The sequence below is a fragment of the bacterium genome, from assembly GCA_017744355.1.
Classification (GTDB): Bacteria; Cyanobacteriota; Sericytochromatia; order S15B-MN24; family UBA4093; genus JAGIBK01.
The window spans coordinates 67690-91542 of sequence record JAGIBK010000002.1 but is presented as its reverse complement, the minus strand read 5'-3'; the positions used below and the strand labels follow the sequence as shown (position 1 = coordinate 91542).

General features: G+C 67.5%; 20 protein-coding genes. 9 read left to right on the top strand and 11 right to left on the bottom strand.

The window, feature by feature from the left end; genetic code table 11:
• Window positions 1-13: 13 nt before the first annotated feature.
• A complete protein-coding gene (locus J7643_05980) occupies window positions 14-1918 on the bottom strand; it encodes an NHL repeat-containing protein (GenBank protein ID MBO9540125.1) in 1905 nt (634 codons plus the stop codon).
• A gap of 196 nt (window positions 1919-2114) precedes the next feature.
• On the opposite strand from J7643_05980, the gene J7643_05975 reads away from it, so the two are divergent.
• Complete coding sequence (locus J7643_05975) at window positions 2115-2522, top strand: hypothetical protein (GenBank protein ID MBO9540124.1); 408 nt, start codon at window positions 2115-2117, stop codon at window positions 2520-2522.
• A gap of 63 nt (window positions 2523-2585) precedes the next feature.
• Here the strand turns inward: J7643_05975 and J7643_05970 are convergent, their stop codons facing one another.
• Complete coding sequence (locus J7643_05970; protein MBO9540123.1) at window positions 2586-4397, bottom strand: NHL repeat-containing protein; 1812 nt, start codon at window positions 4395-4397, stop codon at window positions 2586-2588.
• 343 nt (window positions 4398-4740) lie between these two features.
• Here J7643_05970 and J7643_05965 point away from each other — a divergent pair, with 343 nt between their 5' ends.
• A complete protein-coding gene (locus J7643_05965) occupies window positions 4741-5151 on the top strand; it encodes a hypothetical protein (GenBank protein ID MBO9540122.1) in 411 nt (136 codons plus the stop codon).
• 71 nt (window positions 5152-5222) lie between these two features.
• On the opposite strand, the gene J7643_05960 is transcribed toward J7643_05965, so the two are convergent.
• The 9 genes from J7643_05960 to J7643_05920 form a co-directional block, all read right to left on the bottom strand.
• The gene (locus J7643_05960) at window positions 5223-6500 is read right to left on the bottom strand and encodes a TolC family protein (GenBank protein ID MBO9540121.1); all 1278 of its coding nucleotides are present in this window, start codon (window positions 6498-6500) and stop codon (window positions 5223-5225) included.
• Window positions 6497-7498: a carboxypeptidase regulatory-like domain-containing protein gene (locus J7643_05955; GenBank protein MBO9540120.1), complete on the bottom strand. Its 1002-nt coding sequence runs from the start codon at window positions 7496-7498 to the stop codon at window positions 6497-6499. Before J7643_05955 ends, J7643_05960 begins: the two co-directional genes overlap by 4 nt.
• 21 nt (window positions 7499-7519) lie before the next feature.
• Window positions 7520-7915: a hypothetical protein gene (locus tag J7643_05950; GenBank protein MBO9540119.1), complete on the bottom strand. Its 396-nt coding sequence runs from the start codon at window positions 7913-7915 to the stop codon at window positions 7520-7522.
• 17 nt (window positions 7916-7932) lie between these two features.
• Complete coding sequence (locus J7643_05945; protein MBO9540118.1) at window positions 7933-10203, bottom strand: NHLP bacteriocin export ABC transporter permease/ATPase subunit; 2271 nt, start codon at window positions 10201-10203, stop codon at window positions 7933-7935.
• Window positions 10200-12407 carry an NHLP family bacteriocin export ABC transporter peptidase/permease/ATPase subunit gene (locus J7643_05940; protein ID MBO9540117.1) on the bottom strand — a complete coding sequence of 736 codons (2208 nt, stop codon included), beginning with the start codon at window positions 12405-12407 and terminating at the stop codon, window positions 10200-10202. The genes J7643_05945 and J7643_05940 overlap by 4 nt, the downstream gene beginning before the upstream one ends.
• Window positions 12394-13662, bottom strand: coding sequence for an NHLP bacteriocin system secretion protein (locus J7643_05935; protein ID MBO9540116.1), 1269 nt, complete (start codon window positions 13660-13662; stop codon window positions 12394-12396). Before J7643_05935 ends, J7643_05940 begins: the two co-directional genes overlap by 14 nt.
• Window positions 13662-14204: a cyclic nucleotide-binding domain-containing protein gene (locus tag J7643_05930; GenBank protein MBO9540115.1), complete on the bottom strand. Its 543-nt coding sequence runs from the start codon at window positions 14202-14204 to the stop codon at window positions 13662-13664. Before J7643_05930 ends, J7643_05935 begins: the two co-directional genes overlap by 1 nt.
• Window positions 14205-14281: 77 nt before the next feature.
• Window positions 14282-15157 (bottom strand): GNAT family N-acetyltransferase, encoded by an 876-nt coding sequence (locus J7643_05925; GenBank protein MBO9540114.1) that lies wholly within the window; start codon window positions 15155-15157, stop codon window positions 14282-14284.
• A 1-nt stretch (window position 15158) separates the two neighbouring features.
• On the bottom strand, window positions 15159-16418 hold the full coding sequence (locus tag J7643_05920) for a TCR/Tet family MFS transporter (GenBank protein ID MBO9540113.1): 1260 nt from the start codon (window positions 16416-16418) through the stop codon (window positions 15159-15161).
• A 173-nt stretch (window positions 16419-16591) separates the two neighbouring features.
• On the opposite strand from J7643_05920, the gene J7643_05915 reads away from it, so the two are divergent.
• From J7643_05915 to J7643_05885, 7 genes are all read left to right on the top strand, one after another.
• The gene (locus tag J7643_05915) at window positions 16592-17278 is read left to right on the top strand and encodes a hypothetical protein (GenBank protein ID MBO9540112.1); all 687 of its coding nucleotides are present in this window, start codon (window positions 16592-16594) and stop codon (window positions 17276-17278) included.
• 69 nt (window positions 17279-17347) lie between these two features.
• The gene (locus tag J7643_05910) at window positions 17348-18937 is read left to right on the top strand and encodes an MFS transporter (protein MBO9540111.1); all 1590 of its coding nucleotides are present in this window, start codon (window positions 17348-17350) and stop codon (window positions 18935-18937) included.
• 3 nt (window positions 18938-18940) lie between these two features.
• The gene (gene corA / locus J7643_05905) at window positions 18941-19855 is read left to right on the top strand and encodes a magnesium/cobalt transporter CorA (protein MBO9540110.1); all 915 of its coding nucleotides are present in this window, start codon (window positions 18941-18943) and stop codon (window positions 19853-19855) included.
• Window positions 19856-20017: 162 nt separating this feature from the next.
• A complete protein-coding gene (locus J7643_05900) occupies window positions 20018-20248 on the top strand; it encodes a ferrous iron transport protein A (protein MBO9540109.1) in 231 nt (76 codons plus the stop codon).
• Window positions 20249-20250: 2 nt separating this feature from the next.
• On the top strand, window positions 20251-22281 hold the full coding sequence (gene feoB, locus J7643_05895; GenBank protein ID MBO9540108.1) for a ferrous iron transport protein B: 2031 nt from the start codon (window positions 20251-20253) through the stop codon (window positions 22279-22281).
• 1 nt (window position 22282) lies between these two features.
• Entirely contained in the window at window positions 22283-22573 is a 291-nt protein-coding gene (locus tag J7643_05890; protein MBO9540107.1) for a hypothetical protein, read from the top strand.
• Window positions 22574-22629: 56 nt separating this feature from the next.
• Window positions 22630-23808, top strand: a complete 1179-nt coding sequence (locus J7643_05885; protein MBO9540106.1) for a hypothetical protein — start codon at window positions 22630-22632, stop codon at window positions 23806-23808.
• The last annotated feature ends 45 nt before the right edge of the window (window positions 23809-23853 follow it).

Genomic DNA, 23853 nt, shown 5'->3' with positions numbered 1-23853 from the left:
CACGCATGACGCATCAGTACAGCACCCCGACTTCCTGGATGATCGGCGAAAGTGCGGAGTTGGTCGTGCTCATGGTCAAGCGAAGCTTGCAGTAGCGCCCCGTCACCCCCACCAGGTTGGCCGCCGTCCGGCCCGTCCCGGGCGTCCCGGACACCAGGCTCCAGGTCCAGTTGACACCGTCGTTCGAGCGCCCCGCCTCCACCGTCACCTGGGTCCCCGCCGGCAAGGTTGGGATGTCCCAGTAAGCCGCCCCCCAGGTGATCGATGCCCCCGCATCGATAGGCGGCGTCTCGTAGACGCCGGGTCCGACGTAAACCGCAGGCCCCGGCTGCCGATGGCCCCTCAGGCGCAAAGCCCCCGCCGGATCGGCAGGGTTCGCGCTGCGCCACTTCTGAACCCGGCTCCCGTCGCGATCCACCGTCCAGAAAGCCCCGTCCGGTGCCCAGGCGATGGTTTCCGGATTCTGCAACTGGCCATTGCCGGTCCCGAACTCCCCGAAGCGCGAGAGCAAGGTGCCAGTGCGCGTGAAGACCTGGTAGAAGTTCGGCCCGGGGTTCGAGCCGTAGGCGGCGACGTAGACGTTGCCGTCGGGACCGAGCTCGAAGAAGCCCGCCGTCCGCTGGTCGGGCTTGTCCGCGGTAACGGTCGAGATGGTGCGCACGTAGTCGCCATTGGAGGTGAAGACCTGGACCCGCTCGTTGAAGTCGGAGACGTACATGGTGCCGTCGGTCTTGTCCACCCGCACGTGCCAGCACGAATTGAAGGTCGAGGGCACCGAGCCCGTGGCCCAGGTGACGCTCGCCGTCGCGGTCCAGGTGGTGCCCTGGCCGATGGCGCGAAGGAACTGGCCGCTGGGGCTGAAGACGTATGCCCGGTTGTCCGAATACCCGCCGATGTAGATGTTGCCGTTCCGGTCCAGATCGAGGCCGTAGTTGCGGAAATAGCCGGTATCGTTGCGGTGCGCGGGGATGGAGGCGGTCGCGGGCGCCACCCAGACCTGGTTGCCTCCGAAGCCCATCAGGAAGTTGCCGCTCGCGTCGTACTTCAGGATGCGGCGATTGTTCACGTCCGAGACGTACAGGTTGTCCTGGGCATCGACGGCAAGACCCGCGGGATCCTTGAAGCCGTAGTTGGTGGTGCCCTGGGCGACGATCGGCGCGCTGCTCGCCGAGGTCCAGACGGTGTCGCTGCCGATGCCGCGCAAGAAGACACCGTCCTTGTCGAACTGGAGCACGCGCTCGTTGATGTCGTCGCTGACCCAGATTCGCCCCTTCGAGTCGATGGCCAGCATCTGGATGTGCGAGCCGAACTCGCCGTTCTGGCTGCCGAGCGAACCGAACTTGGCGAGATAGGTATTCTGCGCAGGGTCGAAGGGCTCGATATTGCTCGCGCTCATGCCGGGCGCCTGGAAGTCCCGCATGGTCGTGAAGACCTTCTGGGCCCCCAGCTGGATGGCGCCATTGCCGCTCGGACCCGTGACCAGGTCGGCCGCGCCGGCCCCTGCCTTCATCACCACCGAGAGGCTCAGGCTCAGCTGGTTGCGGCCCGAGGCGAGGGTGACGGGCAGCTTGCCCCAGCTCAGCATGATCCCGGTGGCGTTGAGGCCCGAATACCCCGCCGCATAGAGGGTATAGCCGCCGCCCGGCGCGAGGCCCTCGAACTGAACGGTCGTGGGGGCGCCGGTATCGACCGTGCGCGTCAGGTCGTGGCCATCCGCGTCGCGCAAGAGGATCTTGACCGACTGGGTGTTGGCGACCAGCGCCTGAGCAGTGCGCTCGGGAAAAGCCACGCGGAGCGCGACACTTGCCGTGCCCTGGGCGGCAGCAGGCGAGCGCGGGGGCTCGACACCGGGCGACGAAGCCAGATGACAGCCGCCGAGGAACGTCAGCATCACAAGCCAAGCCATGGCGCGGTGCATCCAACCTCCCCCACCAGCTCCGCATGTGACGGCGGTTCAAGCTGGCAAGCAGGTGAGTCATGCCACAGTCTGGCCCCCCTATAACCAAACGGAGTGAGGATCCTCACGCCCCGAGCGGATCCAGGCGCACTTGCTATTGCAGGCGATCGCGCCGACAATGAGTTCAGTTACGTCACGGAACCGAGTGGAGGACGACATGTCGCAGGAGAAGACCCTCGAACAGTTGCAGGGCGAGCTGGTGACGGCCCTGATGCAGGACGAGGCCCTCAAGGCCGAGTTCATCGCCAACCCGAACGCCGTCGCCTCGCGGGTGCTCGGCATTCAGATCCCGTCGTTCGTCAAGCTGATGCCCGTCGAGATTCCCGCCAACGCCATCCTCATCCCTTTGCCTGCCAAGATGAGCGAGGACGAACTATCGGATCTTGACCTGGAGCTCGTCGCTGGCGGCAAGAGCAAGGCCGGCCATTTCTTCCAGGCGATCGGCTACGGGATCGCAGCCCTCGGCGCCACCGTCTTCACCGGGGCCAACAGCAGCCAGACCACAAACTTGACCATGAAGTTCGGCGAGGCCTATGACAACGCGGGGCTTCAACGACCGCGGTAAGGATCCGACCCTCGAGGCAACGACAAGGCGCCGGGCGAATCGCCCGGCGCCTTGTGGCGCTTATCAGTAGCGCACTCCGATTTCCTGAATCTCGGGCGAAAGGGCCGTATTGCCCGTGCTGAGCGAGAGGCGAAGCTTGAGAAAGCGCGACGTCAACGCAGCCAAGGAAGCCGTGTTCTTGCCCTGCACCGAGGTCCCTGTGACGAGCTGCCAAGCGCTCCAGGTCACCCCATCGGCCGAGGTGGCCGCATCGACCACCACCTGAGTGCCGCCCGGCAGGCTCGGGACCTCCCAGAAGGCAGAGCCCCACGTCACCGAACTCCCCGCGTCCACCGCAGGCGTGATGTAGGTGCCCGAAGCGGCGTAGACCGGGGTGTCCGGCTGGCGATGCCCGACCAGGCGCAGCCCGCCGGATACGTCGGTGAAGTTCATGCCTTTCAGGCGCTGGAGGCGGCTGTTGTTGCGATCCACCGTGTAGAAGCTGCCGTCGGAGAGCCAGGCGATCCCTTCCGGGTTGTTGTACTCGCCATCGCCGGTCCCGAACCTGCCAAAGCGGCCCAGGTACGCCCCATTCTTCGTGAACATCTGAAAGAAGACCGGCGCCGTGGTCCCGTAACCGGCGACGTAGAGGTTGTCGTCGGGACCGATGTCGAAGTAGCCGGCCGTGCCGCTGGTCTTGTCGGCAGCCTTGGTGGAGAAGCTGCGGAGGAAGCCGCCGTTCGGATCGAAGACCTGAACGCGATCGGTGCCGTCGGTGGCGTACATGACCCCATCCCGGTCCACCCGGACGTGCCAGCAACTGGTGAACTCCCGCGCGTTGGTGCCGGGCGTGAAAGCGGCAGGCGGCGCCTGCCCGCTCACCCAGGTGGTCCCCTGGCCGATCCCCCGGATGAACTGGCCGCTGGGGCTGAACACGTAGGCCCGGTGATCCGGGTACCCCCCGATATAGATGTTGCCGTACCGGTCGAGGTCGAGGCCGTAGGGGATGAAGTGACCGTTGGCATTGAGGTGAGCCGGCACGGCCGGCGCGGCGGCCGGCGCGACCCAAGGCGTGTTGTAGCCGAAGCCCATCAGGAAGTTGCCGTTGGCGTCGTACTTGAGCACGCGGTGGTTGTTCAGGTCCGCGACGTACACGTTGTCCGCTGCATCCACCACCACGCCGGCAGGGGCGCTGAAGCCGTAGTTGGTGGCGTTGATAGCCGGGGCCGGGACCGCGCCGGGCACCGTCCAGAGCTGCCCACTGCCGATCCCGAGGATGAAGTTGCCGTCCCGGTCGAACTTCTGGACCCGGTGGTGGGTGTCGTCACTCACCCAAACGCAGTCCTTGGAGTCGATGGCCAGCATCTGGATGTGAGAGCCGAACTGACCGCTCAGGTTACCGAGCGTCCCGAACTTGGAGAGGTACGAGTTTTGCCCCGGATAGAAGACCTCGACGTTACTGGTGCTCGCCCCAGGCGTCTGGAAATCGGTCATCGAGGTGAAGAGTTTCTGCGCGCCGAGCTGCACCGCGCCGTTGCCCGCGGGCCCTGTGACCAGATCGTCCGCGCCGCCGCCCTCCTTCACCACCACCGATAGGCTCAGGCTGAGCTGGTTGCGGCCCGAGGCGAGGGTGACGGGCAGCTTACCCCAGCTGAGCATGGTCCCGGTGCCGTTCAGGCCTGAATAGCCTGCCGCGTACAGCGTGTAGCCGCCACCGGGAGGCAGATCCGAAAAGGAGACGGTGGTCGCCCCGCCTGTGTTGACGGTCGCCGTCTGGTCGGGCACCCCCGCGTTGCGCAAGAGGATCCGTACCGACTGAGTGTTGCTCACGATCGCCTGGGTGCTCAGCGGCAGCGCGACCCGGATGCTCACGCTTGCGCGTGCTTGGCTCGCCAAGTGCGAAGATCCTCCCGGCTCGCTGCCCGAAAGCAGCGGCCCCTGAGCCAGACACCCCCCCATGACCAGGCTCAAAGGCAACAGAGGCCAAGCCCAGCGCATCGGGCGAGACGAGAGAATCCCCATGGCGCAACTCCTGGAGTAGACGAACGACTGCTCCCTACATGCCACAAGCGCCTGATGAGCTAACCAGCGGGATCTCCTGTGGCCGCGCCGTGTGACGAGCCTCACGTCGGCGGCGTGGCAAATCCTACTTGCAATGAAGCGCGCTTCAGCGAAATAATGACATAAAAGACACTCTCAACGCCGAACTCACAAGTTGATCTCACGACGGAGGAAAACAATGTCACAGGAGAAGACCCTCGAACAGTTGCAGGCCGAGCTGGTGACGGCCCTGATGCAGGATGATGCCCTCAAGGCCGAGTTCATCGCCAACCCCAACGCGGTCGCCTCGCGGGTGCTCGGCATTCAGATCCCCTCGTTCATCAAGCTGATGCCCGTCGAGATTCCCGCCAACGCCATCCTCGTCCCCCTACCCGCCAAGATGGGCGAGGACGAGCTCTCGGACCTCGACCTCGAGCTCGTCGCCGGCGGAAAGAGCCAAGCAGAGCAGCAGTTCGTTCAGGGCTTCACAAACGTGGTCCAGAGCTGCGTCACCATGTTCGGCAACTTCTTCTACTCCACCTTCACCCCGAACAGCTACCCGGCCCAGAACTTGCAGAAGCAGGCGGAAGCCGCGCAGAAAGGCCGCTAAGCGCGGCTGACGCCGTTTACGGTCGTTAGGCATCGAGCGGCGCCGGGCAATTCGCCCGGCGCCACTTACTTTCAGGGGATGAGGTCTTCAAATTCCAGGCCGAGGGCCTGTGCGAGCCTGAGCTGGTAGGTCTTGACCTCGTACGAGCCTTGGATGTAGGCGCTCTGCGCCTGGCTCAAGGAGGAGAGGGCGCTGGTCACCTCGAGGCCCGTCCCCACCCCCGCGTTGAAACGCACCTTGGCGAGCTTGAGGCCCTCGATCGCCGCCTGGAGGCCCTGCTGAGTCACGGCCACGCGCTCCTGGGCAGACTGTAGGGCCTGAGCGGTCGTCTGGATCTCGAGGGCCGCCGCGCGGCGGGTTGCTGCGAGCGAGGCCTCCGCCCGCTCGGCCCCGAGTTGCGCCTGCTGCACCTGCATTGTCGTGCGCCCGCTGTCGAAGAAGTTCCAGGCGAGCGAGGCTGCGATCGTCTGCTGCGTCCCGCCGCCGGGTGCGGTCGTCACGTCACCGATGGCGCTGACGGTGGGCCAGGTGGTGCGCGCGCGCTGACGGGCCGTTTCCGTTTGCGCCTCGCGCGAGAGGATCGCCTGCGCCACCTCGGGGCGCCCATCGAGGGCCTGAGCGATCTGCTCGGGGGCATACGCCAGGTGCTTGAGCTGGGTCATGGGATCGACGCTCAGATCCGCCACGCTTCCCCCGAGATGGCTCTCCAGAGTCTGGCGCGCCTGACGCAGCTGATTGACCGCCTGGAGAAAGCCCTCCTGCGCGATTGCAACCGACGTCTGGGCCTGCAGCACCTCGAGGCGCGTGCCCACCTGCCCCTGCGAGCGAAGCTCCGCAAGGGTCAACTGCTCCTTGGCCTGCTCGACGTTGATCCGCGCCGCGTCCCGCATGCTCTCCGCCTGCAGGACCGCGAAATAGGCGAGCGCCGTCTCGTAGGCGACCTTGCGCCGGGTCCCGCGCTGCTCCACCGCGGCGAGTTGCTCGGAAAGATCCGCAAGGCGCACGGCCGATGCGGTCCGCTGACCATCGTAGAGCGGCTGCACCGCGCTGAGCTGGAGCTGGAAGCCGTAGGGGCTCTGGGGCGAGGCGGTCCGCTGGGGCACCCCCGCCACGTCCGCCCGGTTGAAGCCCCCAGAGAGGGACAAGGTAGGCTGCAAGCCCGTCCGCGCCTCGCGAACCGCCGCCTGCGCCTGGTCGATCCCGAGGCGCGCCGCCTCGATCGAGGGGTGGGTGCGGGTTGCGATCGCCACGGCCTCCTTGAGGGTCAGGACCTGAGCCTGGGCGCTCGGCGCCATCAAGGCCCAGCAAAGACCGAAGGCGAGGGCTCGCGCGCCATACCGCCCGTTCATGGCTGGCTCCGCTCGGGCCTGAAGGTCACGCCGAGGGCCACGTCGTCGCGATCGATCGCCAGATCCCCGCCCCAGGCCTGGTGGCGGTAGCGCCCTTCGAGGCGCAGCGCGGGCGTGAGGGCGTACCCGAGGCCGATCGCCCCTTCCCACAGGCGCGTGCCCGCCACCGCGTAAGGGGCGCGCGCCGCGTTGAAGGAGAGGGCGGGATAGTAAGCGAGGGTTCCGACCAGATCCAGGCGATCGCTCAGCCCCCAGGCGAAGGGCATCTCGAAGCCGAGCCCCCGGCGATCGTGGGCGTAGTCGTAGGGCGTGCCGCTCACGGGCAAGTTCGTCGCCGCCACGTTGCTGTTCACGAACGAAAGGCTCGGGGCGATCTCCCAGGCTCCGCCGCCCAGCGCATGGCCCAGGCGAAGGCGGTAGGTGCTCTCCTCGGGCGCAAGGCCCGCCGCATCCACAGCAGGCAGCGAAGGCATGCTCAAGGCCGCCTTGAAGCGCTCGAACGCCCCGCCGAGCAGCCAACCATCGAGCCGGACTTGCCCCGAAAGCGAAAGCTGGTTGTCCAGGGTGCCCGAGAGGCGGTTGCCCGCGAAGGCGCTCGAAAAGGATCCCGCCTGGTATGCGAGCTGGAGCTGGGTATCGAGCGGCGGCACTGACGGCTTGGTCGATAGCGTGGAGAGCAGGGGCCGGTACTGCGGGAGGTACGCCTCGACCGGCTTCAGCGAGACCTTGCGGACGCTAGCCACCGGCTTGCGTTCGAGCTGGTAACCCTCGGCCGAGAAGACGAGAAATTGCAGCCCCTCCGGGACGAGCACCAGGCTGAAGCGACCGTTCGCGTCGGTGAAGCCGGCGACGATGGCGCCCTCTTGGCGAACGAAGACGTTCGGCACCGGGCGGCCCTGCGGATCGAGGACCTGGCCGCTCACGGCCTGCTCGGCAAGAGCGGGCTGAGCGAGAACCGGAACGAGCAAGAGCGCGGCGAAGAAGTGGCGTGAAGTCATGGCAACTGCTCTCTTGGCGGGCTAGGGACGAATCAGGGCGATCTCGGCGAGGCGCACGGTCTTGCCGTCCGCCGCCAAGACTCCGCGCAGCTTGGCGTTCGCGTCGGTAGCGGGGAAGGCCCCGGTGAAGGCGAAGTCCATCGCCGAAGCGGCGCGGATCCCACTCGTCTCGACACCACCGGCAAGCAGGGTGACGGCCTTGGCGTCGCGCAGCGGCGCGGGCAGGTCGGCGAGCGCCAGCGAGATCATCGGCGCCCCGCCGATCGGCTGGCTCATGGTCGCCGTCAGGCTCAGCACGCCCGCCTCGGCCGGGGTCGCCTGCAAGGCGCCCGTGGACTGGCAGCCTGCAAGCCCCAGCGCGAGCGCGAGGAGCGCGGCCCCATTCCATCCAAGGCCCCGTGGGCGTTTCGTCTGCATCGCGCGGATCCTTTCCATCAGGTGGTTTGCCTCGTCATGAGGCGCGAGAACATCCCCTCCTCGGCCATGAGCGCCTCGAAGGTGCCTTCCTGCACCACCTGGCCGCCCTCCAGCACGTAGATGCGATCGGCCTGGCGGATGGTGCTGAGACGGTGGGCAATGACGAGCCGCGTCACGTTCATGCGCTCCAGGCTTTCGCTGACGATGGCCTGGGTCCGGCTGTCCAGGGCGCTGGTGGCCTCGTCGAAGAGCAGGATGCGCGGCTTGAGAGCGAGGGCGCGGGCGATCAAGAGACGCTGGCGCTGGCCCCCCGAGAGGTTGCCGCCCCCTTCACTGACCACGGTGTGCATGCCCATGGGCATGGCCGTCACGTCGTCGGCGAAGCCCGCGTTGCGCGCGGCCTCCCATGCCTCGTCCTGGGTGATGAGCGCGCCGTTGGCGATGTTCTCGAAGATCGAGGCGGCCATCAGGCGGCCGTGCTGGAGCACCACCCCCATCTGCCGACGCACCGCCGGCAGGTCGAGGCCCCGGAGGTCCTGGCCGTCGAGGGCGATCTTGCCCGACTCGTACTCTTCGAAGCCAAGCAAGAGGCGGAAGAGGGACGACTTGCCGCTGCCCGAAGGGCCCACCAGGGCGACGAACTCGCCCGGATTGAGCGCGAGGCTCACGTCGCGCAGCACGTGAGGGGCCTCGGGGGTGTAGCGGAAGCTGACGTGCTCGAAGGCGATCCGGCCCGAGAGGCGGCCCGGGTCCACCTTGTCGGGACCCACCTCGGGAAGGGCCTCCAGGATCGGCTTGGCGCGCTCCCACAGGGAGACGACCTGCATCAAGGAGGTGACCGAGCTGCCGATGCCCGTCAGGCCCGCGACGAAGGAGCCGAAGGCCGCGTTGAAGGCGATGAAGGTACCCGCCGTGACGGCCCCCTGGCCGGGGTCCGCGGCGGCCGCCTTGGCCATGAGACCGAAGCCGTTGAACAAGATGAGGGTGCTTGCGATCGGCAGCAGCTCATCGAAGAGGCTGAGGCGATCCTGGAGGCGTTGCGCCCGGAAGTTCAGCCCGGTCAAGCCGCTGTAGGTCTTGGCCCACTGCGCGAAGGCCCGGGACTCGGCCCCGGCGGTGCGGATCTTGGCGACCCCTCCGATCAGGCCCACCACCAGGCCGAGGATCTTGCCGCCCTCCTGCATGATCGCCCGGGTCGCCCGCAGCACCAGCGCCCCCGAGAGGGTGGTGACGGCGACCGAGACCACCGCCACCCCGAGGGCCACCAGGGCCATCTTCTGGTTGAAGCCGAAGAGCTGGACCAGGCTCGCCAGCGAGAAGACGCCCGCGAGCAGCGCCTGGACGGTGGATCCGGTGAGCAGCTGACGGATCTGGTCGATGGCCGACATGCGCGAGGCGAGCTCGCCGGCCGCGTACTGCCTAAAGAAGGTGAGCTTGAGCTTGAGCAGCCGATCCCAAACCGCGGCCTCGGTGGCCGACTCGGCGAGGGTCTCGGCCCGCAAGAGGGCGACGTTCTGGACCAGCTGAAACAAAGCCTGGGTCAAGGCCAGCGCCCCGAGGGCGAGGCCCACCTGGGTGATGAGGCTGCGCTGGGCGTCGGGGATGACGTGATCGATCAAGAAGGCCGTCGCCTGGGGCGTGACGAGCCCCAAGAGCGCCACGATCCCCGCCATGAGGATGACCACCGGCATGTCGCGCCGCGAGGCGAGCATCCCCAGGCGCAAGAGGTCGAAGGCCTTGACGGCGGTGTCGGGCAGCGGCCGGTAGAACATGGTGGCATGCGCCCCGAAGCCGCTCACCACCTCGGCCGTGACGGAATATCGTTCGTCGGCGGCCGGGTCGAAGCAGTCGTAGCCCCCCGCCGTCCGCGGCAAGAGCGCGAGCGGCCGCTCGCCATCGGCGCTCCAGGCGAGCAACGGCCCGTTGTCCCGGTTCCACCAGTCCCCGCGCAAGAGGACGCGCCGGGTGCGGAAGCGAGAGGCCCGCGCGATCGCCTCGATCGGGTCCTTGAGGCGGCCGAGGTCCTCCCAGCGCGCAGGCGGCTTGACGGCGATCCCGAGGGCGGCGCCGACCGCGAAAGCAGCACGGTAGAGGGGGGTGCCGTCCACCGGGACCTCTCCGGGGCGCGCATCGAGCACCGAGGCGAGCTGGGCGATCGCCTTCTCCATGACCTCCTGGTCGTGACGCTGGCGGCGCACGAAGCGCGCGTAAGCCGTCTGCTGATCCTGCTCAGCCTGAGCAGCGGGTACCACCCGCTGTTCGGTCTCCACGACGTGCTCGTCGCTCATGACAGGGCCTCCTCGCGGGTGGTCTCATCGCTCTTCACCAGGCGCGCATAAGCGCCCTGCTTGGCGATGAGGGCCTCGTGGGTGCCGCGCTCGACGATCCGGCCGTACTCCATGACCACGATCTCGTCGCAGTCGCGCACCGTGCTCAGGCGGTGAGCGACGATCAGGCAGGTGCAGCCGCGGCGGCGCAGGTTCGCATCGATGAGGCGCTCGGTCTCGGCATCCAGGGCGCTGGTGGCCTCGTCCATCACCAGGATGGCCGGGTCGTTGACCAGGGCGCGGGCGATCTCGAGGCGCTGGCGCTGGCCGCCCGAAAGGTTGACCCCGCCCTCCAGGAGGGTCGCGTCGTACCCGCTGGGCAGCGCCAGGATCACGTCGTGGATGGCCGCATCCTCACAGGCCTGGCGCAGGCGCTCTTCGGGCACCGTGGGGTCCCACAGGGTGAGGTTGTCGCGGACCGAGCCGGCGAACAAAGAAATCTCCTGGTCCACCGTGGCGACGGACTGGGTGAGGACCGAAGGCGTCCAGTCCTCGCGCCGCACTCCGTCGAAGCGGATCTCGCCCTCCCAGGGGATGTACAGGCCGCTCACCAGCTTGGCAACGGTGGACTTGCCCGAGCCCGAGCCACCGACCAGGGCGACCCGCTGGCCCGGCTTGAGCGAGAGCGCGAAATCCGCGATCAAGGGATCCGCCACCCGGCTGTAACCGAACGTCAGGCCGGTGATGTCCAGCCCACCCACCAGGCGAAAGGCATCCGAACCGGGCAGGGGCTTCTCGCCCACGGGCACGGCGGCCTGATGGTCCAGCACGTCGTCCAAGCGGTTCAGGTCGCTGACCAGGTCCTGGATGGCGCTGCCCAGCCCGACCAGGCTGTTGATGGGACCGAGGAAGCTGCCGACCATCCCCTGGAAGGCCACCAGCATGCCGATGCTGAGGTGACCCTCCATGACCCGCAAGCCGCCGACGATGAGCAGGGCGGCGGTGGTCAGGGTGGAGAGCAGGGTAGGCACCAGGCTGAGCACCATGTTCTGGGAAGCGGTCTGCTGGGTCGCCTCAAGCACCTTGGCGTCGTAGCCCGCCCAGCGGGTGAAGAAGTCCGCCTCGGCCGCCGAGGCCTTGAGGGTCTCGATGGACTGGAGGCCGGCCATGGCGACCCCCATCTTCTTGCCGTACTCCTGAGCCACCCGCTGGTTGGCTTCGACGCGGCGGGCCCCCATCCACTGGAGCAGGGCGAGGTTGGCCCCGCCGGAGGCCACCACCAGCCCCGTCAGGACCGGGTCGTAGTGGAACATGAGCGCCCCGTAGAACACGATCATGACCGTGTCGATCACCGAGCTCGCAAGCCGGCCCGAGAGGACGCCTGCCACCTCGTCGTTCATGCCGATGCGGCCCGCGACCTCGCCCGCGTAGCGCTGGGAGTAGAAGTCCATGGGCAGGTGCAGCAAATGCTGCAAGAAGCGGCTGGAGTGAACGACCGAGAGCTTCAGCTTGAGGCGGCGCAGGTAGAAGATGCGCAGCTGCGTGAGGCCCGCCTTGAGCAGGGCGATCACCCCGATGCCGATGAGCAGGGGGCGCAGCCAGTCGTGCATCCCCTGGACCAAAATCTGGTCCACGAAGAGCTGCGAGGCGACTGGCAAGGCGATGCCCGGCACCACCAGGAAGAGGCCCGCGAGCACACAGTACGCGAGGTCCCGGTACGAACCCGTGAGGCGGCTGCGCAGGGCCTGGATGGCGCTCGGCTTCCGGCCGCCCTTTGCGAAGTCGTCGCCGGGCTCGAGGACGAGCACGACCCCGGTGAAGGCCTCGTCAAACTCGGGAAGGGTCACGGTGCGGCGACCGCTCGCCGGGTCGTTCAGGTAGACGCGCTTGTCGTCCATCCCCTCCACGACCAGGTAGTGATTGAAGTTCCAGAAGACGATATAGGGGAACGGCAGCTGCTTCACCGTTTCCATGGTCTTCTTGAAGCCCTTGGCCTTGAGCCCGTAGTCCCGCGCCGCCTTGAGGATGTTGCTCGCCTTGCTGCCGTCGCGCGAGACGCCGCAGGCGCTGCGCAGCTCGCTGAGCGGCACGATCCGGCCGTGGTAGGCGAGGATCATGGCGAGGGCAGCCGCTCCGCACTCCACCGCCTCCAGCTGGATCACGGTGGGGGTTTTGACCCGGCGCACCTGGCGCTTGGATTGGAGCCAGGACTTAATAGAGGCCACTGCTCGACCTCAGGATCGCGAAGGCCAAAACGATGGGCGGCACCTCTTCGACCGTCACGCGGGCCGCTCCCGTGGTGCCGGTGGTAACGGCGAGCGCCGGACCGTGCGACGAGGACCACTTGAAGCCGCTCTGGTTGGCCGGATCCCGCTCCAGCTCGGAGACCACCTCGATCAAGGGGCCGGCCCCTGCGAAGGCGCGGGCGAGCTCGGCGTTGCCGAGGGTGTTGACCAGCCCCTGCTCGGTAACAGGGAAGGACGAGACCGAGACGACCCGGCCCATGATCCCGCCGAAGCGCTCGCGCTTGACCGTGTCGGGCGTCAGCTGGAGGCGCATGCCGGGCCGCACCTTCTTGCCGTCGCTGACGGGGAAGTAGGTCACCCCCATCAGGCTGGCCTCCGCCTCGCTGCGCGCGAGGCTCGCAATCCGCATACCCGGGCCGATCACATCACCCACGGCGACCGCCACTTCGAGGATCCGGCCCGCGCGCTGGCTGATGACCCGGCCCTGCTGGGCGAGCTGGACCTCGAGGACCGCGCCGCTCGCGCGCATCTCGCGCAGCTGGTGATCGCGCTGTACCTCGGCCTCGAGGCGCTGCTGGGCGACCGAGGTCTTCTTGCCCTCCAGCTCCTTGAGCTGGGCTTCGAGCTCGGCGATGCGGTTGCGGTTCTGGAGAAAAGCCTGCTCGGCGGCGAGGGCCGCATCCACGGGCACCGCGTGCAACTGGTTGAGGCGACGGTTCTCGGCAAGGCGCTGCGAAAGCACCGGGTCCAGCGACTGGGCCTCGCGGATCAGCTGCAGCACGTTCTCGCGCTGCTGGGCGATGGTGCGCAGGGTCTGGTCGGCGAAGCTCGCCTGAAGATTTGCGATGGCCGCCTGCTGACGCTCCAGCTCGGCGAGCCGGGCGCGCTGCTGATTGAGCTGCTCGACGAGCTCCGGCTGCTCGACGACGGCGAGCACGTCGCCCGCCTTCACCGTGTCCCCGGGCTTCACCCTCAGCTCGCGAATCCGACCGCCGCCGGTAGACTGCAACGACACGACCTCGTGAGGACGGACGATCACGCCCTTGGCGTTGACCGTCACCGGCAAACGCCCGAGGATGCTCCACAGGACCAACAGAACGATCCCGCCACCCAGGCAGGCGAGGGCGACCCAGCCCTTGGGGCTGACGACCTGCATCAGGAGATCCAGCCGCTCGGGCGACGAGAGGCGCTCCAGGGCCTCTTTGCGAAACAGGCGATCCTGGGGCGACGACATCAGGCCCCCTTCATCCGCTTGAGGAGCCAGTCGAAGCGCGCGCCCGCAAGCGCCGCCTTATCCAGCACGCCCATGTCGAGCTCGTCCTCGTACTCGGTCTCCTGGTCCATGGGGCCACTCTGGCCATAGCCGAGCCGGCTGACGGTGCTGCGCAGGCGATCCGAGAGAAAGACCGTCAGCGCCCGGTAGAAGCGTGCAGAGAAGGCCATGTCCTGGGCGAGCTTGCGCTCGATCTCGCGGCGGGGCACCGAGAGCACCAGGCCGGATTCCAGGGCCGTCACCGTGGCGCTCGGCGGACGCTGGTCCACCAGCGACATCTCGCCCACGATCTCGCCGCAACCGAGCTGTGCGACTTCCTTGCCCTGCAGGGCCGCGACCGAGACCGCAAAGCGGCCTTCGAGGATCACGTACACATGGTCGATGGCGCTCGCCTCGCGGATGAGGACCCGCCCCGGCGCAACGGCCTCCCGGTTACCTGCCTCTACGAGCCAGTCCACGTCCGAGTCGCTGAGTTCGCCGAGGATGAAGAGGACTTTCTTCACGAGGACTCCTTTTGAGCAGGATGCAGACAAACAAGCAGCCATGACTATGACAGACAAGACCTAGAGCTTCAAGTAGGTCACAATCCCTTCCGGGTGCCGCGCGTCTCGTCGCAGGCATCGGCGTAAGGTGCCATCCAGCGCTCGGCGAAAGCAGCCATGGCCGGATGGTGCACGGGCACGGTCCACATCCCCTGATCGATGCCCATCTCGTGGGCCCGGCGCATCACCTCGGCGTAGAGGGGCAGGATGCGCCCCCGGCGCTGGAGGGTCGGGTGGACGTAGCTACAGGTGTAGCGCAGCACGCCGCCGATCAGGTGGGTGATGAGCCAGCCGACCACCTCGCCCTCCCGGCGCAGGGCCACGCTGGTCGGGGCATGGCAGCCCTCTTCGAAGTCGAAGGGGATGAGATCCGGCGCGATCCAGGAAGTCTCAGCCTGGCTACGCCGCAAGGCCTCGCGCTCGTCAGGCGTAACCTCGCCCCAGGCGCAGATCGAGAAGCTGTCGTCCAGGCCTGCCTTCGCGACCCACGGCGCCCGCGCCATGGTGTCGTAGCTGGCCCTGAGCACCAGCATCCGTCGCTCGGGGGCCTCCCAACCGCGCTGCGCGAGCAGGTGTTCGAGGACAGGAATCGAGGGCTTGCCCGTCATGTAGACGGCGACCAGCTCCCGCACGCCGGCCGCCTGCAGGGCATCATCGAGGCGATCGAGCAAGCCTCCGGCCAGGCCGCGCCCGCGATAGGCCTGTCGAACGAAGAGCGAGCACAGCTCGGCGCGATCGCTCTCCCGATCATGGACGGCCAAGGCGAGACCCGCCGGCTCCCCGTCGACCCAGGCGGCGATCGCGACGGCCTCGGGTGAAAGAGGCAGCAAGAGGGACCGCAAGACCGGGAAAGTGAGGGCCGAAAAGGCCCAGGCCTCCGCCGCCTTCAACGGGGCGTAGACGACCCCCGCCACGCTACACCGAGACCGGTGCCTGCTCGGGGGCCTGGGCCGGCAAACGCTTGAAGAGGCGCGCCATGTTGAACAAGGCCAGGGCGATCAGGACGGCCCCCAGGTAGAAAGCGATGCCCGGCAGCTTCACCGGCGCGGACGGCCCGGTGAACTCGGCGAAGAGCTGGTTGGCGACGATGGGCCCCACGATGCCCGTGAGGCTCATGAGGCTCGTCAGCGCGCCCTGGATGGCCCCCTGCTCATCGGGACCAACCTGCTTGGAGACCAGGCCCTGGACGGCAGGGCCCGCGATGCCGCCGATGCTCGCCACTGCGACGATGGCGTACATCATCCAGCCCTGGGTCGCGAGGCCGTAAGCGAGGAAGGCGAGCGCGCTGAGCGCCAGGCCGAAGAGGATGGCGCGGCGCTCACCCAGCTTGGGCAGCAGGACCCGGATGAGGCCCCCCTGCACCAGGGCCGCCGAAAGGCCCACCACCGCGAGCGAGATCCCGTTCTCGGTGGGCGTCCAGTTGAAGCGGTAGGTGGTGAAGAGGACCCAGTTGCTCTGGAGGCCGTTCTGAGCCAGGCCCTGCAGGATCATCGAGACCGCCAGGCCCATGACGATCGGGTGACGGCGCAAGAGGCCGATCCAGGAAACCGGGTTGGCCTGGGCCCAGGTGAAGGGGCGGCGGTTCTCGACGGCGTGGGACTCGGGCACCACGAACAGGCCGTAGAGCAGGTTCAGAAACGAGAGAGCCCCCGCCACGTAGAAGGGCATCCGGTGGTCGAAGCCGCCGAGAAAACCGCCCAGCGCCGGGCCGATGATGAAGCCGAGGCCGAAGGCCGCCCCCAACAGGCCGTAGTTCTGGGCGCGGGTCTCAGGCGAGCTCACGTCGGCGATGTAGGTCGAGGCGACGGTGAGGCTCGCGCCGCCGAGGCCCGAGAGGGTGCGAGCGACGAAGATCCAGCCGAGCGTGGGCGCCAGGCCGAGCATCAGGTAGCTCAGGGCGGTCAGGAGCAGCGAGCCGAGCAGGATCGGCTTGCGACCGTAGCGGTCTGAGAGGGCCCCGAGCATGGGCGAGAACAGGAACTGCATGGCGGTATAGCAAGCTGCCAGCGCCCCGAAGTAGCGCGACGCTTGCGAGAGATCCCCGCCGAGGAAACTCGCCACGAGCTGCGGCATGATGGGGATGATCAGCCCGATGCCCATGATGTCGAGCAGGACGGTCATGAAGATAAAACCGAGTCCCGCCGCCTTCGCCTTCGTTGGTGCCGCCGCTTCCATCCAGGTCCTTTCCCTCTCTCACGCCCCGTCCCCGCTGGACGGGCCACCCTCTAGCTAAGCGTTCTTCAGGCATTCAGGCAAGGGGGATATCCGCACCGATTAATAGCAAGTTAAAAGGGATTTAATCTATAATAAACACGATGCCATCCCTTGCCTTTACCGAAAGCGACGTCATGACGAAGAAACTGCTCGCCCTCCTGCCCCTCTTGCTCGCCGGCTGCGGCCTCTCGGGCACTGGAGCGCTCCTTTCGGACAAGGCCCCCGCCACCCTCAAGGCCAAGCAGATCAGCGACTTCCAGGCCCTCTACCCGCTGGAGGCCGGCACCGAGTGGCGCTACCGCACCATCCAGCGCAACGGGGACAGCGCGGAGCGCCCCGGCCAGGAGCAGCGCATGATCGTCACCGAGAGCAAGACCGAACAGGGCGTGACCACCGCGGTCGTGGAGCGCTACTACGGCGATCGCCAGTCCCCGACGACCCTGGCGGTCCGCTCGGCGCAGGGGGTCGTGCTCTCGCGCTACGGCCAGCCCGAACTGGGCTCGCTGACCGTCATGAAGTTCCCGCTCACCTCGGGCGCCAAGTGGGGCGGCCGGATCAAGACCAACGTCACCGAGACCGTCGCCTACGAGGGCACCGCGTCGGTGACCGTGCCCGCCGGCACCTTCGCGGCCGAGCGTCTCACCCACTACCTGACCTACCCGAACGGCCACGTGGACCGGCTGGACTACTGGTACGTCGCGGGGATCGGGATGGTCAAGGCCGTAGAGGGCCTGACCATCGACCTGGGCCAGGGGCCCAAGCTCAACCAGGTGACCGCCGAGCTCTCCAGCTTCACCCCCGCGGCCTCGCGCAAGAATTAAGAGCCCTTTCGACGTAGCGTCTCGGCTGCTTCGGAGCTTTAATGGGGATCGCCCGTCAGGGAGGTCCCCATGTCCGCATCACCCGAGCCCTTCTGGAGCCCGCTGCGCCAGCCCATCTTCCGCCTGCTGTGGATCGCCTCGTTCGCCTCGAACGTAGGGACCCTCATGCAGAGCGTGGGCGCCTCCTGGCTCATGACGAGCCTCTCGCCCTCGATGACCGCCCTGGTCCAGACCGCGGTCAACCTGCCGATCTTCCTGCTGGCGCTGCCTGCTGGGGCCCTCGCCGACGTGCTCGACCGGCGCAAGCTGCTCTTGGTCACCCAGCTCTGGATGCTGCTCGTCGCCACCGCCCTCGGGCTGATGACCGTGGCGGGCCACATGAACGCCTGGCTGCTCTTGGGCTTCACCTTCGTTCTGGGCCTGGGCTCCGCCCTCAACGCCCCGGCCTGGCAGGCGATCATCCCGGAGCTGGTCCCGCGGGACCAGCTCGCCCCGGCGGTCGCGCTCAACAGCGCGGGCTTCAACCTTGCCCGGGCGGTAGGGCCCGCCCTGGGGGGGCTGGTGGTGGCGCTCGCGGGCCCCGGCTTCACCTTCCTGCTGAACGCCGCCTCCTTTTTGGGGGTGCTGTACGTCCTCTTCCGCTGGCAGCGCCAGCCCGAGCCCAGCGTGCTGCCCGCCGAGCGGGTCTGGGGGGCCATGACGGCGGGCCTGCGCTACGTCCGGTACGCGCCGTCCCTCCAGGCGGTACTACTGCGCAGCGGCAGCTTTGTGCTCATGGCGAGCGCCCTCTGGGCCCTTCTCCCGCTCATCGCCCGCTACGAGCTGGGCCTCGGTCCGAGCGGCTACGGCATCCTGCTCGGCTGCCTCGGGGCGGGGGCGGTCCTCGGCGCGGCCCTGATGCCGCGCCTTCAGCGCCTGATCCCACGCGACCTGACCCTGGTTCTGGCGCCGGCGATCTACGGCCTCGGCATGAGCGTCCCGGCCTGGACCGTCAACTTCTGGGCGGTCTGCGCCGGCCTGCTGGGGGCGGGGGTTGGCTGGCTCGTCTTCCTCGCGCAGTGCAACACCGCCATCCAGGTCACGGTGCCCGCATGGGTCCGGGGCCGGGCACTCGCCGTCAACATGCTGGCGGTCTTCGGCAGCCTCGCAGTAGGCAGCGCCGCCTGGGGGGCGATCGCCGAGCGCTGGGGACTGCCGCCCGCCCTCTGGGCTTCGAGTATCGGGCTGTTCGTTTTCCTCGCCCTGACCTATCGCTTCGAAATCCCCTCCGGCGAGGGGCTCGATCTGGCGCCCGGGCGGCACTGGGAGACCCCGGTGCTCGTCCAGGACGTCCCCTTCGAGCACGGTCCCGTCTTCGTCTTCGTCGAATACCGGATCGACCCGGCCGAGAGCGAAGCCTTCGGCCGGGCCATGGCTCCCATGCGCCAAATCCGGCTGCGGGATGGGGCAATTCGCTGGAACCTCTTCAAAGACACGGCGGATCCGGGTAGGATGGTCGAATCCTTCGTCGTGGAGTCCTGGATTGAGCACCTGCGCCAGCACGAGCGGGTCACCGTGAGCGATCGCGCCATCGAGGCGCGCGCGCAAGCCTTCCACCAGGGCCCCTTGCCGCCCGTGGTCTCCCACTTCATCGCCGAATCCCCCCCGACCAGAGCCTGAGCCATGCCCATCAAGATCGTCTCTCACAAGGACCTCACCTGGTACGACATCTCGCAGCCCACCCGCCACGACATCGACTGGCTGGAGGAGAACTTCTCCTTCCACCCGCTCGACTTCGAGGACGTGGTCTCGCGGCTGCAGCGCCCCAAGCTCGACGAGTACGACGACTACCTGTTCATGGTCCTGCACTTCCCGGTGTTCGATAAACAGCAGCAGGTCACCCAGCCGGCCGAGATCGACATCTTCGTGGGCGAGGGCTTCCTCATCACCATCCACGTCAGCAAGATCTGGCCCCTCGAGCGCTTCTTCGAGGCATGCGAGGGCTCCGAGAAGGTCCGCCAGGACGACATGGGCCTCGGCGCGGGCCATTTGCTGTACCGGGTCATGGACAAGCTGGTCGACAACTTCTTCCCCATCGCCTACAAGATCGAGCGCAACGTCCAGGAGATCGAGGACGAGATCTTCGAGCTCTCGGGCCGCGAGACCGTCGAGAAGATCTCGCTCTTGCGCCGCGACATCATCGCCTACCGCCGCATCGTCAAGCCGCTCATCCCGGTGATCTCGCGGCTTGAGTACGTCAAGAGCCGCCTCATCAGCGAAGAGCTCGAGCTCTATTTCTCGGACATCGGCGACGCCCTGGCGCGGCTCTGGGACATGCTCGAGGATCAAAAGGGCATCATCGAGTCGCTCAACGACACCTACAACTCGCTGACCACCCACCGGACCAACGAGGTGATCCGCGCGCTGACCGTCATCTCGGTCATCATGCTGCCCCTGACCCTGTTGTCGGGCATCTATGGGATGAACGTCCACCTGCCCATCAGCGACTGGCCGTTCGCCTTCGAGGCGGTGCTTGGCATGATGGTGCTCCTGGCCACCCTGATGGTCAGCTACTTCCGCCACAAGAAGTGGATCTAGAGCGTCTGACGAACCTGTTCGGACGGATGCGCTAAAATCGCCCCGAAACCCTTCCCACGAGAGGGCTGAGCCGATTGACAAAGAAGGCTGGCTCGGCTAAGCTGCTGTAAGTTGAGAATTATTCTCAATTGCACTTGCAACTTGCTCGATGGGAAGGTCGCCATGGTCGCTAAGCTCAGCCAGCTCGCCCCCGGTCAACGCGCGCGCATCGTCTCGGTCGGAGGCGCCGGCCCCACCCGTCGTCGCATGCTCGATCTCGGCCTGGTCGCAGGCACCGACATCGCGGCCGTGCGCACCGCGCCGCTCAACGATCCGGTCGAGTACGCCGTCCGCGGGTACCACCTGGCCATGCGGCGCCGCGACGCCGAGGCCATCGCCGTGGAGCTGCTCTAATCGTGACCATGACCTCCACCCCGACCTCGGTCGCCAAGCCCACCGCCACCGTCGCCCTCGCGGGCAACCCCAACGTCGGCAAGAGCACCCTCTTCAACGCCCTGACCGGCATGCACCAGCACGTGGGCAACTGGTCGGGCAAGACCGTGGCGCGGATGGAGGGCTCCCACCAGGTCGGCGATCGCACCCTGCGCCTCATCGACCTGCCCGGCACCTACAGCCTGAGCGCCCTCTCGCCCGAAGAGCTCATCGCCCGCGAGTTCATCGCCCTCGAACGCCCCGACGTGGTCGTCAACCTGGTGGATGCGGCCAACCTCGAGCGCAACCTCTACCTGACGCTGCAACTGCTGGAGCTGACCGACAAGGTGGTGGTGGTCCTCAACATGATGGACATCGCCGAAGCCAAGGGCGTCGTGATCGACGCCAAGGCCCTGGAGGCCCGCCTCGGCGTGCCGGTGGTGCCCATGGTGGCCGAGCGCCGCACGGGCCGGGACGAGACCATCCAGGCCGTCCAGCGCATGCTCGATGGCGATCGCCCGGGCCGCCCCCTGCGCGCGCCCCTGCCTACCGCCGTCACCGAAGCGATCGCCGACGTCGCCTCCAAGCTCGACGCCACCGCCCTCGGGGGCTTCGACCCCGAATGGTTCGCCCGCAAGCTGCTCGAAGGCGACGCCGCCATCGGCGAGCTGGCGGCCAGCCGCCCCTCGCTCGCCCCTGCCGTCGCACGCGCCGCTCAGTTGCGGCGCACCCCCGCCCTCGAAGATCTGGAGGCCGAAGTGATCGGCGCCCAGTACGCCCTCTTGGCCGACATCATGGCCGAGGTCGTCACGCGCCGCCCCGACGTCGAGGACTGGACCGACCGGATCGACCGGGTCGTCACCCACCGCCTGTGGGGCCTGCCCATCATGATCCTGGTCTTCGGGCTCATGTTCTTCATCACCTTCTCGCTGGCCACCCCGATCAACGACGGGTTCGGCGGCCTCCTCGACCAAGGCGGCGGACTCATCCGCAGCGCCCTCGAGAAGCTCGGCGCCCCCAGCATCCTGGGCGACTTCATGGTGGACGGCCTGTGGGCGGGCTTTGCGACCGTGGCGGGCTTCTTCCCGGTCATCGCCATCTTCTTCACCCTGTTCGCCCTCTTGGAAGACTCGGGCTACCTCGCCCGCGCCGCCTTCGTGGTGGATCGCTTCATGGGCGCCTTCGGCCTGCACGGCCGTAGCTTCCTGCCCCTGCTGATGGGCTTCGGCTGCAACGTGCCCGCGGTCATGGCCGCCCGCATCGTGGACAACCGCGCCGACCGGCTCCTGACCATCCTGGTCAACCCCCTGATGCTCTGTCAGGCCCGCCTGGTCCTGTTCGTCTTCTTCGTGGGGACCTTCTTCACGGGCCTGCAGGCGACGCTCGCCATGCTCTCGCTCTACGCCATCAGCGTGAGCCTGGTGCTCATCATCAGCCTGGCCTTCAAGAAGACCCTGTTCCCCGGGGAGCCCTCCCCCTTCATCATGGAGCTGCCCCCCTACCACCGCCCCATCGCCCGGAACGTGCTCAGGCAGGCTTGGCGCTCGGCCGGCGGCTTCCTGCGCCGCGCCGCCACTCAGATCACCCTGATGACCGGCGTCATCTGGATCTTCACCCACGTGCCCTTTGGCACCATCGAGCAGTCGTTCGCCGGCATCCTCGGCCACGTGCTCGCCCCCATCGGCGTGCCCATGGGCTTCGACTGGCGCCTCCTGGTCAGCCTGGTAGGCGGCTTCATCGCCAAGGAAGGTGCGCTCGCCTCGCTCGCCGTCATCTACGGCGTCGGCGAGGACGGCCTGGGCGGCGTGCTGCGCCAGAGCATCACGCCCTTGGTGGCCTACAGCTTCATGGTCGTGAGCCTGGTCTACATCCCCTGCTACTCGACCATCGTCGCCATCTGGCGCGAGACCCTCAGCGTGAAGTGGACCGCCTTCTCGGCGACCTACGGCCTGGTGCTCGCCTTCGTGCTCGGCACCCTGATCTACCAGGTCGGGCGCCTGCTGGGGCTCGGCTAACATGCTCAAGGAGCTGCTCGGGGCCATCCGTCACGCCCCGACCTCCTCGAACCTGGACCTGCGTCTCAAGCTGGGGCTCAGCCGCGAAACCTACGAGCAACTGCTCGGCCACCTCTTGCGCCTGGGCTACGTCGAGGCCCAGGCCCTCGATGCCTCGGACGCCTCCTGCGCGTCGGGGAGCTGCACTTCCTGCCCTATCGCCTGCCAGAGCAGCCCGAGCCTGGGCCCGCAGGCGCTGGTGGTGACGGCAAAGGGCGATCGCTATCTCGCCAAGCAAGACCAGTTGACATAAAAATAAAATAATATTATTCATATCAAGCAGCATAATCGTAAACAGGAGGTGAGCCCATGCCGCAGCCTCGCCGACTCGTCCTGCCGGTCTTGCTCATGGCGCTAGCGCTTTCTGGCTGCCTGCTCAACCCCGCCGCCCCCACTCAGCTCGCCAACACGCCCTCGCGCACCGGCACCTCGCAGCCGACCTCCTCGTCGGGCACGGCCTCTGCCTCTGTTCAGCCGGACAACACGCCCGAGCCTGCGGCGACGCCCATGGGGCCCTTGCTCTCCGCCTGGCGTTTCAGGCCCACGCCCCAGGACGATCCCCGCGGCGTCGTCGCCCACCCGACGACCGGCGAACTCTACTTCACCACCCGCTACGGCGTCACCGTCTTGAAGCCGAACGGCGCCTCGCGGGGCTACACCGAGGCGAAGCGCCTCGATGGCTTGCGCTTTGCGATCGATTCGCCGCTCATCAGCGCGGATGGCCGCTCAGTCTTCTTCAGCGATTGGCAGCGAGGCGTCTCGCTGGGCCTCTTCGCAGTCGACACCGGCTCGCGCAGCCTCAGCAAGGTGCCCTTCGACGTGGGAAGCCCCATCGCGGTCGATGCCCACCTCGGCATCACCGCCCACGCCGCCCTCTCGGCGGATGGCAAGCGCGCCTACTTGCCGAGCGGAGATCTGTACGTCTACGACCTCGAAACCGGCCGACGGATCGAGCGCCACAAGCTCGGGGGCTCCGCCCAGCAAATCGTACGCCTGGATAGCGATCGCTTCCTGGTCAACCTGACGCAGGAGGGCGACGCGGTCGGGACGCTCGTCGTGTTTCGCGCATCGGGCCAGATCGGCGAGGTGCTCGAGGTTCCCTTCCCCATCTGCGCGATCGCCGCTCGGCCGGGCTGGGTGGTAGGGATCTCCCATGTCGTGGCGGACATCTTCCAGCTGGTCGAGTTGCTCCCGGCGGCGGACGACTCGCTCGAAGCCCAGCCGGCCGCCGGGTTCATCCTGGGCGGCGAGAAGGGCAACACCCAGCTGAGCCTGGCGCTGCGCCCCGGCAAGCGCCAAGTGGCCGTCGGCCGCCCCGGTATCTATCCCTACGGCGAGACCAAGATCCTGGACCGCGAGGTCGGGGAGCTCGCGACGGCTGAAACGCAGCACGTCGCCGGCCTCACCTTCTCGCCGGATGGCAAAGCGCTCTACGTCGCGCACAGCCCCTCTCTCGTCTCCAGCCTCGAAGCGTTCAGCCTCCCTTAAGGGTGGGTATATGATCGCTTGGCTACCGTATTTTCCACCGAGGCG

What these genes read in the sequence shown, in the direction of transcription:
- J7643_05900 (MBO9540109.1), top strand. Translation starts at nt 20,018, where the DNA reads ATGGTCGCTAAGCTCAGCCAGCTCGCCCCCGGTCAACGCGCGCGCATC.
- J7643_05945 (MBO9540118.1), bottom strand. Translation starts at nt 10,203, where the DNA reads ATGAGCGACGAGCACGTCGTGGAGACCGAACAGCGGGTGGTACCCGCT.
- J7643_05890 (MBO9540107.1), top strand. Translation starts at nt 22,283, where the DNA reads ATGCTCAAGGAGCTGCTCGGGGCCATCCGTCACGCCCCGACCTCCTCG.
- J7643_05935 (MBO9540116.1), bottom strand. Translation starts at nt 13,662, where the DNA reads ATGTCGTCGCCCCAGGATCGCCTGTTTCGCAAAGAGGCCCTGGAGCGC.
- J7643_05950 (MBO9540119.1), bottom strand. Translation starts at nt 7,915, where the DNA reads ATGCAGACGAAACGCCCACGGGGCCTTGGATGGAATGGGGCCGCGCTC.
- J7643_05955 (MBO9540120.1), bottom strand. Translation starts at nt 7,498, where the DNA reads ATGACTTCACGCCACTTCTTCGCCGCGCTCTTGCTCGTTCCGGTTCTC.
- J7643_05915 (MBO9540112.1), top strand. Translation starts at nt 16,592, where the DNA reads ATGACGAAGAAACTGCTCGCCCTCCTGCCCCTCTTGCTCGCCGGCTGC.
- J7643_05920 (MBO9540113.1), bottom strand. Translation starts at nt 16,418, where the DNA reads ATGGAAGCGGCGGCACCAACGAAGGCGAAGGCGGCGGGACTCGGTTTT.
- J7643_05975 (MBO9540124.1), top strand. Translation starts at nt 2,115, where the DNA reads ATGTCGCAGGAGAAGACCCTCGAACAGTTGCAGGGCGAGCTGGTGACG.
- J7643_05980 (MBO9540125.1), bottom strand. Translation starts at nt 1,918, where the DNA reads ATGCACCGCGCCATGGCTTGGCTTGTGATGCTGACGTTCCTCGGCGGC.
- J7643_05960 (MBO9540121.1), bottom strand. Translation starts at nt 6,500, where the DNA reads ATGAACGGGCGGTATGGCGCGCGAGCCCTCGCCTTCGGTCTTTGCTGG.
- J7643_05965 (MBO9540122.1), top strand. Translation starts at nt 4,741, where the DNA reads ATGTCACAGGAGAAGACCCTCGAACAGTTGCAGGCCGAGCTGGTGACG.
- J7643_05910 (MBO9540111.1), top strand. Translation starts at nt 17,348, where the DNA reads ATGTCCGCATCACCCGAGCCCTTCTGGAGCCCGCTGCGCCAGCCCATC.
- J7643_05885 (MBO9540106.1), top strand. Translation starts at nt 22,630, where the DNA reads ATGCCGCAGCCTCGCCGACTCGTCCTGCCGGTCTTGCTCATGGCGCTA.
- corA (MBO9540110.1), top strand. Translation starts at nt 18,941, where the DNA reads ATGCCCATCAAGATCGTCTCTCACAAGGACCTCACCTGGTACGACATC.